Raw genomic sequence first — 12,927 nt, 5'->3', positions numbered from 1 at the left:
GTCCATGCTATTTGTAGAGTCGTTCCAGCCCACTCTGAATTTCGGTTACCGTATCATCCAGTGAAGCCTTGTTGTTGAAGTAGACGCCAAGCTTGTCATTGATCAGTTTCATCATTTCGTTCCATTGCGGGTTGAATGGTTCTGCATAAATGGTCGATTCGCTGAACGCAGCCATGTTGATCTTCTTGCCGCCATATTCGGCATTAAGGAATTCATCGCTGGACAGTCCCGCCTTCGTAGCCGGTGCATCCTGCCCTGCCTTGATCATCGGCATCTGTGCCTCAGGCGTCGTCAGTGCTTCAATAATCTTGAATGCTTCCTCCTTGTGCTTGGACGCATTCGTGATGGTGAAGCCGTTGAAGAACGCGTTCGTCTCACCCCATACCGGGGAGATATCCCAGTTGATGCCTTCCACCTTGGCGAGTGAACCGATGTTCCAGAAGCCGGTTGTTTCCATCGCGATTTTGCCCTGAGCGAACAGCGGGTCTGCACCGATATTACCCATATCGGCAATCTCCGTCGGCGTCGGTCCAGCACCGTGCGTGAAGATCAGGTCATTCATGAATTGCAGTGCATTTCGCACCGGTTCCGTGTTGAAGGTTGGCTTACCGCTCTCGTCGAACAGCGATCCGCCGTTCTGGTAGATCAGCTGCATCCACTGCGGCCACCAGCTTCCCGGGTAGTACCCCCATTGAACCGTCTTGCCGTTCTCCTGCACCGTCAGCTTCTTGGCTGCTTCGAGCAGGTCTTCCTGGGTCCAGTCCTTGGTTGGGTATTCCACCCCTGCCTTGTCGAACAGATCCTTGTTATAAAAGAGTACCATTGCGCCTGCGCGGTCCGGCATGCCGAACTGCTTGCCGTCGTATTTCATGAGGTTCGCGATGTCATCGGAGTAACGCTCTGACATGTTGACATTGTTCGCCTGGATCATCTCATCCAGCGGAATGATCTGATTTTTGGAGGCGTACGCCTGATAATTCTCGGCAATCATCATGATGTCGGGCGCAGTTCCCCCGGCGATCATGGTCTGTACCTTTTGGTCATAATCCCCTGCAACCACGTTAAGCTTCACGTTAATATTGGGATAGGTCTGTTTCACAATGTCGAGTCTCTCCTGGTAAATCTTCTTCTCATCCTCCGAGCCCCAGATCGTCATGCTCAGATCAACCTTGCCTCCGGCCCCGCCAGCTGAATCGCCGCCGTTTCCGCTGCTGCAAGCTGTCAGAACCACAACCATAACCAACATCAATAACGAAATGACCTTTAAACTTCTTCTCATACGGTACGCCCCCTCGAAATAATGAATGGATGACCACACTGAAACCCATTTCATGAAATGGGTTTCATAAAGCTTAAAATCAAAACCCGTTCCACTTCATGAAAGGGGTTTCATTTACGGACTCATTATATTTCACCTTTCGAGGGAATGTCAACGCTTTCTTTTCCAGATGTCCGTCCCTTTATCGCTTGGCAGGACCCGTGCTCTGACGGATAATCAGCTCCGGCTGCAGCACGGTTTGCTTCTTCGCTTGTCCCTGATTAATCAGCTCGTGCAGCTTATCCACCGCCAGCTTGCCAAGCTGATACGTATTCTGTGACACGGTCGTCAGTTCCGGAATAACCGCACTGGCCAGCGGCGTATCATCGAATCCCACGATGGAAATATCCTGTGGAATCGACAGGCCATGTTCAATCGTTGCCTTGATCGCACCAATGGCGGTGTAATCATTTACACAGATGACCCCTGTCGGTGGATTGTCCTGCTCCAGCAGCTTGGACATCTCCCGTTTGCCGTCATCGATGGAGAAACTGCCGAGCAGCTGGCGTTCTTTCGGAATTTCGAGTCCATGCTCCCGCAGTTTTTTCTGCACGGCCCTGACCTTGACCATCGTTGTGGACAGTTCTCTCAATCCGCCTACAAAAGCGATATCCCGATGTCCCAGTTCCAGCAAATGTTCCGCAGCGAGTACAGCTCCTGCCGCTTCATCCGTGTAAACCCGGTGGAAACCTCCTTTGGGAATATTGCCATTGACCAATACAATCGGCATGCGTTTGCCCATGTCGATCAATTCCTGAGCCATGTCGTCCGGACAATGCTGCATGTTGATTCTTCCCCCGAGGAAAATAATGCCGTCCACCCGCTTTTCGCGCAAAATGGACAGATACTCGGACTCCCGGTTGTAATCCCCCGCCGTATTGCACAGAAAGAACGTGTATCCCAAGCCGCGTGCCTCATTCTCGGCACCCCAGAATACTTCCGGGAAGAACGGATTGGTAATGTCGGGAAGGATGATGGCAATCGTGCCCGTCTCTTTCTTGATCAGGCTTCGTGCCTGCGCATTGGGCTGGAACTGGTGCTTCTCGATAATCGACATGATCTTCTCTCTCGTGCTTGCCCGTACGGGTGCCGTATCGTTGAGCACCCGGGAGACGGTCGCAACAGATACGTTCGCTTCTTTCGCGATGTCATAAATGGTGATCGGTGTCATAAGTGGAACCTTCCTTTGTCTCTAATTTTCCTGCTTATCATACCAGATAAGGATGGGTGATGTAATGGGTTTCACTCAGGTGAGCGAATCATTTTACACTGGATCACTACGCGGTCAGAACCATCTTCCGATCGCTGTTATCCCCAGATTTTTCTGATTCACTAGAAGTAAGGGGAAAATCCGGGGATAAAGGCGAACGCTACGCTTCTACAGATTGGTTCTGTCCTCTCCGTTATTGTGTAAGTGGTTAGTTCAACTTATATAGCGTGTCAAAATAAACAGCTTGCTGTCGGCATTCACGATCTGCGTGCCGTTTTCCAGCTGCACAAGGGACGTATCCCAGTGGGTATGTCCGCAAAAGACGACCGTCTCCGGCCCGGCCTCCAGGGCCTGCCGGATCAGCGGTTCGCCCATGAGCCCAAGCTCAGGAATGCCCGGGCTCTGGTGCAGCAGCAAGCAATCCGTGAACAAGCTGCTTCAGCAGCTTGTTCACGGATTGCAGGTAGTGCTTCTCCGGCAGCCGGTTCGGCTTGTCCGGCCTGCCGATAATGCCGCCCAGGCCAGCGATGCGCAGCAGTTGTGACTGGGCGGCAGCATGCGACGCAGGGCCAACCGGTGGCGGGCCTGCGCCAATAACGGCTGGGACATCCATGTAGTGGATGCCCTCGCCGCTGTGCAGCCGATGAGCGCCTGCTTCATCGGTGAGATCATGGTTGCCGTCCACGCCGGCAACCCAGCCGAAGGCTTCCCGGAAGGCAAGCCAGACGGGAACCGGATTGCCGCTTGCTCCCCTTTTGCCGCGCCGGGCATACAGGTCTCCGCACAGTAACACTCCCACACGATCCGGATCAACCTCCGGCCATTCCACTTCCAGCAGCAGCCGAACATGGGCGGGCAGCATTACACCGAGCAATACATCCATGTCAGATTCAGCCGCTGCATCGGCTGTCATCATGTGCGTTTCCATCCGTGGCACAGGCACAATGCCCTGCAGATCCGAAGCCACAATAAGTGCATCTATACCCTCCGGCAGCCCGGAAACCGTACCATGATATATGGGCAGCTGTGCCTCTGCGACCTCTCCCCCGGGGATGGCATTCAGGTAATCATACGGTTCGATCGGCTGGTCGTTCAGGTTCAAGATTTTCATGCAAATTCGCCTCCTTCGCTGACGAAAAATGTCCGTGTTTTTGTATAAAAGTACTCTAAACTGCGATTAAGATTTATGTATGACTTCCAAGCTTGTACATGGAGCAAATTCGTCTTCATTTTTCCTTGAATTTGGCATGGATACTCCTTCTATTTTACATCACTCGCCCATATATTAGATTGTAAGCGAATTCATATGGTGATTAGAGGAGTGTGAACTTACGTTATGATCATTCAGGTCAGCCCGCTGGCAGAATCAAGACTTAACGCGATGCTGGGAGATCGGCCAGGCTATTTAAAGCTGTTTTATGACACCGATGGATGCGGATGCGATGGCACTGCGGTCCTCCTGATCGTTAACGAACCGGATAGTGATGACATTCCGATTGAATCCGGTGCGCTCCCTTTTCTCATCAACAAACAGCAGCAGATATACTTCGAGTCCAACTTGCGTCTGCAATCGGAGAACAGCTTCCCTTCGTACCGGCTGACCAGTGATTCCATGATCTATAGCAGCCATGTCAAGGTCCATGATCTTCGGGATACGGCCAACTCTTCACCCGAGCCGCTCAGTTGGTTTGTCCGCTGATTTATTTTACTACGCTTAAACACATATGCAAAAGCCGGCACTCCCGTTGGAGCGACCGGCTTTTGTTATGGAAGGCATGGAAAACTATATTTGTACCGGATCTAGACCTATTTGAGACCCGTTGTCGCAATGCCGCGAATAATCTGTTTCTGGAAACACAGAAAAAGGATAATAAGGGGAAGGACAGAAAGTGTTGCACCTGTCATAATTTGCACCCAGTTGCTGCTGTCTTTGGCTTCGCTGGAAAAGAAGGCCATTCCAACCGGTATCGTAAACATCTCCTCGCTCTGTGTAATAATCAGCGGCCAGATGAATGAATTCCAGCTGCCGAGGAACGTCAAAATGCACAGGGTTGCCAGCGCCGGCTTCACCAGCGGAACGGCAATCCGAAGGAAAATGCCCCATTCGCCCATACCGTCAATCCGCGCAGCATCCAGTAACTCCGAGGGCAAGGATTCCATGAACTGCTTCATCAGGAAAATGCCAAAGCCCGAGATCAGACCCGGAAAAAGAATGCCCCAATACGTGTCCATACCGTTAAAACTGCTGGATACCAGGTACCATGGAATGATCAGCATTTCGGTCGGAACCATTAGTGTGCTGAGAATCAGCACAAAAATGACTTGCTTCCCCCAAAATGAAAATTTGGCCAAAATGTATCCGGTAATGGAATCAAATATACACACACTTGCGGTGGCAATGACAGCAATATACAGGCTATTCAGCATCCATGTCGGAAATGGTGTTTCCCGAAACATGGTCGCATAATTCTCCCAGGTGAACCGGGAGGGGGTCAGGCTCAATGAATAAATGTCATCCAGTGTCTTAAACGACGTAGAGATCATCCACAGGAACGGGAACACCATGATACCAAGACCGAGTGTAAGCAAAATGTAACTGATAAGGGACCCGGAGCGTTTCCAGTGTACAGTCGCTTTGGATGCGGGCCATGCAGAAGCTCTGCTCATCCTGACAGCATGCCTCCTTTCATATCAATCCTGTTTATAACGACTTCCCAATACTTTTAGCTGAATCAGAGTCAGCACAAGAATGATAGCAAACAGAATGACGGTTGCTGCAGAAGCCATGCCCATGTCAAAACTTTTGAAGGCCAAATTGTAAATGTGTAATACAACCGATATGGTTGAATCCAGCGGGCCACCACCTGTCATATTCAGCACTTGGGTGAAGGATTGAAGAAACCCGATGCTTGCCATAACGACAGACAACAGCATCACCGGATTCAGCAGAGGCAGGGTAATATGTACAAACCTTTGCCAGGCTGTTGCCCCGTCAATGGAAGCTGCCTCATAGTACATCTTCGGAATATTCTCCAACCCCGCGAGAAAAATCAGCATTTGAAACCCGATATTCTGCCAGACCATCACCGTGATGATCCAGAAGATGGCTTGGGAGGGTGAGTACAGAAAAGACTGAGGGCCAAGACCTGCCTCGATAAACAGGGAATTCACAATCCCATTTTTCATCAGCAGCCACCGAAATACCCAGCTTACCGCTACCACGCTGGTTACATACGGAATGAAATAGGCCGTTCTGAACAAGCCCTTCATTTTAACCACCTGCTGCAGAAGCAGCGCGACAATTAATCCCGCAATTAACTGCGCAGGTACACCTACTACGACATAGATTCCCGTGTTCATCAATGCCTTGAGGAATAGTGAGTCGCTTAGCAGCGTCGCGTAATTGTTCAAACCTACAAAAGGTTTGTCTGGTGACAGCATGCCCCATTCGCGAAAGCTCACATTGAAGGAATACAGGATAGGCAGGATGCGGACCACGACAAAGTAGAGCAGCGGAAGCAGCAATCCGCTATAAATGAACAGCAGCCTCTTCTGCCTGTAATTCAGCTTTCTTAATCCCCGTTCGGAAAACAACCGCCGCTTCGGCCGCGAAGGGATTACGCCAGTGGTTCTCATGTATTTTGCCAGCCTCCTTGATCAGGCCTTATTTTTGCTTATCCTGCTTTGCCCAATAATCGTCATACAGCTTTTGCGTTTTGGTCACCAGATCATGAAAGGCCTGTTCCTCTGAAACACCATTCAGCAGCACTTCATCCACCGCATTCACAAACAGTGTACGCTCCTGTGTCTCATCAATGAAGAAGTGAGCGTTGGCATCGTTGAGTTGAGAGATGAAAGGGCCCAGCAGCGGATCGTTAACATATTTATCCTGAAGGGCCACCTCTTTTTGGGCAGGCAGTTCACCCACTTTCTCCACCCATTGCTCCTGAACTCCTTTACTGATCAGAAACTGAAGGAATGTCGTTGCGGCCTCCAGCTTCTCCCCGGTCACATTGGCAGGGATGGCATTGGCCCAGAATGAAGCCTGTGTTGATTTTCCTTTATATGCGGGCAAGGGGGCGACAGCAAAATTCAAATCCGGTGCGTCCTTCTTGATGGAGCCCAGTCGGTACGAACCGTCCACGTTAATGGCGGCATACCCCGTTTTGAATGCATTAGCGTCATCGGTATAAAAGCCGTTAATGCCTACCTTGTGCTTGGTTGCAAAATCAACCAGATACGTGAATGCTTCCAGTCCGGCAGGTGATTCGTTCCACAGGATCTGACGGCGATCCTCGCTGGTGTCCTTGCCTCCCGCCTGATACAGCAATCCGTCCCGGAACCAGTGGTGTAGCTGGGAACCCGGTTCCCAGGCAAAGCCTTCGATGACAAACTGTCCATTTTTATCCGTTTCCGTCAAGGCCTTGGCATCAGCGACAAGCTCTTCCCAAGTGGCGGGCGGTTTCTCAGGATCCAATCCTGCCTTGGCAAATAGGTCTTTGTTATAGAACAATCCCAGTGTTCTTACCCCCGTAGGCAGAGCGTAGTAGTTTCCGTTCAGCCTGGCTGTCTCGACAAAAGGAAAAAATCGATCGGCTATATCCGGAAATTCAGTTTCCGGCAAGGGCTGCAAATAACCGGATTGCACGTATTTGGGCAGCCAGCCGTAATACAGATTAATGACGTCCGGCCCTTTGCCAGCAGGTACAAGCGTGGCCACCTTTTGATTGTACTGATCATATGGAAAATTGGTTTGTTTGACTTTAATATCGGGATGTTCACTTTCAAATTCCTGGATCAACGTATCCATTAGCTCCACCTTGGCCGGGAACTCATACTGCCAATATTCGATGGTCACCAGCTCGGACTCGCCATTCGAAGCTGTACCCGTCTCCAGCGTCTCGCCGGATGTCTTCGCTGAACAAGCCGTAATACTTAATAAAAGAACGCCTACAACCAAAAATCGCAGGCCTCTGCGCTGTTTCCATGGATTCATACGTGATATCGACAAAACAAAACCACTCCCCTTCTCCTTCAGATCAATGTTATTCACTCCGATGGTTTCCCGCATTGGTTCCGACTTGATTCAGAGCATGCAGATTGAGCAGCCGCCTTGCATTATTTCCGAAGATAAGCTCGATATCCGCTTCATGGAAACGCAGTTCCCGGCAGACCCGAACCTGATCCTGCAGATAGCGATACGGATAACCCCGAGGGAATCCACTTGCATCCGTCCCAAAAATGATTCGTTCCGGGCCGAGCAGTTCGTAGGTTTTGCGGAACAACGTCTCCAGGTTCAGCTCATATGGCATCCAGCGCACCCACTGGTTGGAACCCGAGGTATCGATGTAAATGTTAGGGCAGCTCCAGCATAAATGGAGCAATTCCTGAAAGTAACCCGCCCCAAAATGGGGGATAATAAACGGAATATCCGGATATGTCCGAGCCGTGTTAAAAATCGCAAGCGGATTGATATTAGGATGATGCACGATGCCTCCCGCATGGCCTAACAGGCCAAAGTGAATCAATACAGGAAGTCGGCGTTCGGCAAGAAACTCCCACACCGGGTCAAGGGAAGGTGAGTCAAAAGGAATCTGGGTTAGTGGTCCAAAAAGCTTGTATCCCCGCAGCCCCAACTCATCAACCGCACGTCTCAGTTCGGCAGCCGCATCTTCATCCTCAATCGGATGACAGGCGAAGCCGGTAAAGCGGTCCGGATACCGGGATATCTGCTCGGCGAGCTTGTCATTATCCAGAGCTGTCAGGAAGTTAAGCCCGCCAATATGGTATTTATCCAATTCATCCACCCACCGGTCAATCAGGGGTCTTGCCGCAATCTCTGGCGCCAACTCCCCTTCGGGAAAATCCCATGAAAGTCGCATGCGCTCACTCCGCTCTCGCCCATAACGCGATATCAACTCATGTGTTTTATGCTGGGAGAGCAGCAGTTTGTATGGAAGATGTGCATGGATATCAAACACTTGGAAATCAGGATTGGAGAACATCGTTTTGCTCCTTTCGTTTAAGTTTCGTTAAGCCACCCGTTCAGAATTCGATTCAGATTCTCATCTACCGAACTGAGCTTGCTGATGGTATTGCGGCTCCATGCTTCAAGCCCATCCAGCCTTGTTTCTTGACCCGGCAATGCTCTATGAACTTCATCCGGACTGGGTCCTCCCTTGATGTTCCGAATGTGAACAAAATACTGCGGGGATACTGTCTTTTGCAAAGTTTCCCGCGTCAGAACGAGTGGTTTGCCCGCCATGCTATGCACCGCTGCTTCGAAGATTTCCCAGGTTAAGCCTGAGATTGGCTTACCGGATTCGATCAACTGGTTAACCAAACGGCTCACAATGGAGTGTGATTGTCGAAATGACAACCCTTCCGTGCGGACGAGCGTATCCGCAAGTTCGGTTACTGTGGCGAAACTGTTCTCGGCCCGCTCACGAAGCAGTTCCTCATTCACCCTGAGTGAACGAATGACTTCGGATAGCAAACGGTATACGGACTCCAGTGTGCTGAGACTTCTCCACAGATAAGGCTGCATATCATCTTCCGTATCCACAATGTCACCAAAAGGGGTGTTATGCATCATGCCAAGAACGGTGGCTGCATCCCCTTTGGCACTGGAGAGGAGTGAACGGGCATGCTCAAGGGAAACCGGATTTCGTTTTTGCGGCATGATGGAACTAATCTGGACGTAAGGTGCGGCAACCATTATTCCGCCATATTCCTGCGTACACCACAGCAGCAGATCTTGAACATGACGTCCCAGATGGACTGCCGCAAGCTGTACGGCAGAAGCGGCTTCTCCTGCATAATCTGCACCGCTAACAGCGTCGTAGGCATTTTCAATAACGTCATCGAATGCAAGTAACTCAGCGGTCCGTTCCCGAGAGATCGGAAAGCCGGAAGTGGTAAGCGCCGCGGCACCTAGGCTGCTGCGGTTACAGCCTGCGTAGGCTGTTTTCAATCGCCCGAGGTCGCGTTCCAGTGAATCACCAACGGCACAGATGTAATGAGCAAGTGTTGTGGGCTGGGCTTGTTGTGTGTGGGTATGTGCAATCATGAGGGTATGAATGTGACGTGATGCAAAATCTCTGAGACTTCGGTGCAGTGACAACCCTGAAGTAATGGCCGTGCTCAGCTTCTCTCTCAGCACCATACGATACATGGCTATCCCCATATCGTTGCGGCTCCTGGCTACATGCAAATTTCCGGTGCATTCTCCGCCAAGCTTCTCCAGCTCATATTCAACCTGAAAAAACAGGTCTTCCACCCGGGATGAATAGGTACTGGTCCGAAGTTCATTCACTTGAAGATTTAGAACGGCTGAAGCGATGCGAAGGGCCTCAGGCTCAGATATAATGCGTTGTTCCCGAAGCATAATCAGATGTGCTTTGTTTACGGCCATCATGGGGTTCAGCAGATGCTGTCTGGCCAGGTTATAGGCGGGTTCTAGGACAATTTCGGCATAGGTCGGACTGGGAAATGAAGATGTTTCCTCGCGTTCGATTGACGTTGAATTCACTCTCCTTTATCAGAATCCGGGTTAATCCAGTCGCTAAAGCCAATTAATCCGGTCGGAATGTATGGTTCAAAACTCTACCACTATCTTGGACTGCATACAACTCCATTTCTAATCGAACTTTTCTATTGTCGTATTCCCATTCTCTATAAGCTGCCTCTTGACCAAACTCGCTTTCGCGTCTACATTATCATGTAAGCTAATCAAGCCTAATCAATCCGCGAGAGGAGGAGCTCTTATCACACCATTCTATGACGTCATTATCGTTGGAGCAGGCTCCATGGGGATGAGTGCAGGTTATTATCTGGCACGAAGCGGGCTAAAAACCCTGATGATTGATGCTTTTGATCCCCCACATACCGAAGGGAGCCATCATGGAGAGTCCCGATTAATACGCCATGTTTACAGCGGGGGACCTGATTATATCGCGATGGCGCTTCTTGCCCAGAATTTATGGCAGGAGCTGGAGGATATAACCGGTAATACTCTATTTGTTCGTTCAGGAGTCATCAACCTGGTTGATCCAGAATTTCATACGTTTCGCGACCGGTTGACTCATGCAGATGATGCCGGAGTCCGGTATGAGATGCTGCGTGCAAATGAAGTGATGAAGCGCTGGTCAGGGATTACCATACCTGAACATTATGAAGGCATGTACGAACCGGATGCTGGTTATCTGTTCAGTGAACGCTGCATTCAGACGTATCGGCAAGCCGCAGAACAAGCGGGTGCTACTCTGCTGACGCATACTCCTGTGGAACATGTCGAGTGCGGGCCTCAGTCCGTATCCGTAAAAACCGCTGGAGGAGATACGTATCACGCAAGTAAGCTCATACTCAGCACAGGTGCCTGGTTTCAGACATTGAAACCGTTTGTGAATCTCCCGATCCGGGCCGTTCGCAAAACGGTAGGATGGTTCGATGCACCGGAAGCATTGTTCGGCGAAGAACATTTCCCTGGTTTCACGATATCCGAACGGGAAGGGATCTATTACGGATTCCCCAGCATCGGCGGAGCCGGAGTGAAGATTGGCCGTCATGATACAGGACCTACATGGACGCCAGGAGAAGCACAGACACCGTTCGGAACGGATGAAACCGACGAGGGTGAACTGCGGAGACTGCTTGAGCTTCGCATGCCACAGGCGGCAGGCCAATTGAAGCGTGGCAGTGTATGCAAATACGAAATGACGCCTGACGAGGACTTTATTATTGATCGTCACCCGCTGCATGAGCATGTTTGGCTGGCAGGCGGATTCTCGGGTCACGGATTCAAATTTGCAAGCGCAATTGGCCAGATCCTGTCCGATCTGGTCCAGACAGGACATACGGATCAAGATATTGGACGGTTTGCCCTGTCCCGATTTGCCAAGACTGGCTTCTCATCATCCCTATAAATTCAAAAGACATGCAGGGACATCATCAATCCTTATCGATTGGCGTCCTTGCACGTCTTCTTCATGAACACTTTTAATATCAAAAAATGATTCTTGTGATACTTGCTTAAAGCAGATAGGTTATTTCATTTTATTTAGTTTATTTTGGTTACTTCATTGTTAATTCATCGGGTCATTTCGTTTTAAACTTCGCCGCTTCCGCTGCAAGCCGTTTGGTCAATGTATCAATGGTCTGTACCATCTCTGCCAAATGCTCTGTCATCCCCGCTTGCTCCTGCATCGTTGCGGTCACTTCCTCAACTGAAGCTGATACTTCCTCTTGTGCGCTGCGGTTGTTCTGTCCGACATGTTCAATCGTCTGCATATCTGTACATTGTCCAGTGATATAGAACATTTGCAATGATGTTTTCATATTCGTGCAGTACCTCTGACGCCCTTTCCCCAGAATCTTTCTAGGACAAAGGAGACGGCAACCGATTAACAAATATAGACTTTGGTTTAATACAAAATATGACATCACTTACGTATAATTAAAGAACTACATATTCATTAGGGAGAGAAATGAAATTGAATACGAAGATGCCCACATTATTAAACGTCATACGCGCGCTGCTTGGGGTGCAGACGATCTACATCGGGATTTCCATGGGCTTTTTAATGTACGACATCCTGCTGCATAGTGCAGATTACGCCGCGTTTCCGCTATCTGATCAGGTCGCTTACTTCACGAATGCAGGAGTTCGTATTCTGCTGATCCTGGGACCCCCGATTCTGACCATGATATTCATTGCAAAAAGAAGATATAAACTGACCATGACCTTTATGAGTCTTACCTTTTTGTTCACTGCCGGATTGCTTCAGAATTTTCTAGTCGTTCTGCATTTGTTCATGCTGCTTGTACTCCTGCTCCACAAACCGAGCAAGATGTATCTCAAGCAGGAGGCTCAAGTGCGGCAGTATTCCAAGCGGGATTTGCAAGTATAGATTTAGTTCTAGAATGGAGTCTGTGAATAGAATGAAAATGCCAAAATGGTTTAATGCCTTTTACTCTCTACTCTGCCTCAAAGTTGTCTATGAGGGGTACTCCCTTTTGAAAGCAATCTCCTTGTTTCTCAGCGGCACACTGGATAACGCTCCTGTTGTACTAGCGGATGCCATTACCCGGTTTATTTTGCTTGGCCTTCCCGCGATCTGGATCGTGGTTTGCATCACCCAACGTAGGTACACCAGAACCATATTTGCGCTGATTTTGGCGTTACTGCTGGGCATAGCCCTGCCTCCCACCTGGGGTCAAACGTTATATCTATGTTCCATCCCGTTCCTTCTGCTGCATAAGCCGAGCAAAGAGTATTTAAAACGTCCCAAGGAAGAGCCATCGGCCATTCGAATTCCTGCCAAAAAGGCTCGTATGTAAATGAAATCTGATAACGCAACTAGATTTTTCCTGCAACAGAAAAGCCCCTCTTTTTCTCTCT

14 protein-coding genes are annotated in these 12,927 nt (G+C 49.8%); 4 read left to right on the top strand and 10 right to left on the bottom strand.

Translation table 11 applies throughout. The features are described from left to right. Positions 1-7 precede the first annotated feature (7 nt). The 4 genes from PIL01S_RS18330 to PIL01S_RS18315 all read right to left on the bottom strand — a co-directional run bounded on the left by PIL01S_RS18330 (position 8) and on the right by PIL01S_RS18315 (position 3,639). Positions 8-1,279: an ABC transporter substrate-binding protein gene (locus tag PIL01S_RS18330; RefSeq protein WP_127538763.1), complete on the bottom strand. Its 1,272-nt coding sequence runs from the start codon at positions 1,277-1,279 to the stop codon at positions 8-10. Between the two features lie 181 nt (positions 1,280-1,460). Continuing rightward, positions 1,461-2,489, bottom strand: a complete 1,029-nt coding sequence (locus PIL01S_RS18325) for a LacI family DNA-binding transcriptional regulator (RefSeq protein WP_127538762.1) — start codon at positions 2,487-2,489, stop codon at positions 1,461-1,463. A gap of 252 nt (positions 2,490-2,741) precedes the next feature. Next, entirely contained in the window at positions 2,742-2,960 is a 219-nt protein-coding gene (locus tag PIL01S_RS18320) for a metallophosphoesterase family protein (RefSeq protein WP_127538761.1), read from the bottom strand. Beyond that, entirely contained in the window at positions 2,914-3,639 is a 726-nt protein-coding gene (locus PIL01S_RS18315; RefSeq protein WP_127538760.1) for a hypothetical protein, read from the bottom strand. The genes PIL01S_RS18320 and PIL01S_RS18315 overlap by 47 nt, the downstream gene beginning before the upstream one ends. Positions 3,640-3,864: 225 nt before the next feature. Here PIL01S_RS18315 and PIL01S_RS18310 point away from each other — a divergent pair, with 225 nt between their 5' ends. Then, positions 3,865-4,227: an iron-sulfur cluster biosynthesis family protein gene (locus PIL01S_RS18310; RefSeq protein ID WP_127538759.1), complete on the top strand. Its 363-nt coding sequence runs from the start codon at positions 3,865-3,867 to the stop codon at positions 4,225-4,227. Positions 4,228-4,334: 107 nt separating this feature from the next. Here PIL01S_RS18310 and PIL01S_RS18305 read toward each other — a convergent pair whose 3' ends face one another. Genes PIL01S_RS18305 through argH form a run of 5 tightly spaced genes read right to left on the bottom strand, consistent with a single transcriptional unit; the run spans position 4,335 to position 10,059 of the window. Beyond that, the gene (locus PIL01S_RS18305) at positions 4,335-5,195 is read right to left on the bottom strand and encodes a carbohydrate ABC transporter permease (protein WP_127538758.1); all 861 of its coding nucleotides are present in this window, start codon (positions 5,193-5,195) and stop codon (positions 4,335-4,337) included. Positions 5,196-5,219: 24 nt separating this feature from the next. Next, complete coding sequence (locus PIL01S_RS18300) at positions 5,220-6,164, bottom strand: carbohydrate ABC transporter permease (protein ID WP_127538757.1); 945 nt, start codon at positions 6,162-6,164, stop codon at positions 5,220-5,222. A gap of 28 nt (positions 6,165-6,192) precedes the next feature. After that, positions 6,193-7,581 carry an extracellular solute-binding protein gene (locus tag PIL01S_RS18295; RefSeq protein WP_246058442.1) on the bottom strand — a complete coding sequence of 463 codons (1,389 nt, stop codon included), beginning with the start codon at positions 7,579-7,581 and terminating at the stop codon, positions 6,193-6,195. Next, entirely contained in the window at positions 7,574-8,533 is a 960-nt protein-coding gene (locus PIL01S_RS18290; RefSeq protein WP_127538756.1) for an amidohydrolase family protein, read from the bottom strand. Before PIL01S_RS18290 ends, PIL01S_RS18295 begins: the two co-directional genes overlap by 8 nt. 17 nt (positions 8,534-8,550) lie before the next feature. Beyond that, positions 8,551-10,059 carry an argininosuccinate lyase gene (argH, locus tag PIL01S_RS18285; RefSeq protein ID WP_127538755.1) on the bottom strand — a complete coding sequence of 503 codons (1,509 nt, stop codon included), beginning with the start codon at positions 10,057-10,059 and terminating at the stop codon, positions 8,551-8,553. A gap of 235 nt (positions 10,060-10,294) precedes the next feature. Here argH and solA point away from each other — a divergent pair, with 235 nt between their 5' ends. Then, positions 10,295-11,452: an N-methyl-L-tryptophan oxidase gene (solA, locus tag PIL01S_RS18280; protein WP_281280811.1), complete on the top strand. Its 1,158-nt coding sequence runs from the start codon at positions 10,295-10,297 to the stop codon at positions 11,450-11,452. 172 nt (positions 11,453-11,624) lie between these two features. On the opposite strand, the gene PIL01S_RS18275 is transcribed toward solA, so the two are convergent. After that, positions 11,625-11,864: a hypothetical protein gene (locus PIL01S_RS18275; protein ID WP_127538753.1), complete on the bottom strand. Its 240-nt coding sequence runs from the start codon at positions 11,862-11,864 to the stop codon at positions 11,625-11,627. 155 nt (positions 11,865-12,019) lie between these two features. Between PIL01S_RS18275 and PIL01S_RS18270 the strand changes: the two genes are divergently transcribed. Together PIL01S_RS18270 and PIL01S_RS18265 are read left to right on the top strand one after the other, a co-directional pair. Continuing rightward, a complete protein-coding gene (locus PIL01S_RS18270) occupies positions 12,020-12,436 on the top strand; it encodes a hypothetical protein (protein ID WP_127538752.1) in 417 nt (138 codons plus the stop codon). A gap of 31 nt (positions 12,437-12,467) precedes the next feature. Then, positions 12,468-12,866, top strand: a complete 399-nt coding sequence (locus tag PIL01S_RS18265; protein WP_127538751.1) for a hypothetical protein — start codon at positions 12,468-12,470, stop codon at positions 12,864-12,866. The last annotated feature ends 61 nt before the right edge of the window (positions 12,867-12,927 follow it).

The sequence above is a fragment of the Paenibacillus illinoisensis NBRC 15959 genome (assembly GCF_004000925.1).
Lineage (GTDB): Bacteria > Bacillota > Bacilli > Paenibacillales > Paenibacillaceae > Paenibacillus > Paenibacillus illinoisensis.
This window is presented reverse-complemented; position numbering and strand designations above follow the sequence as displayed.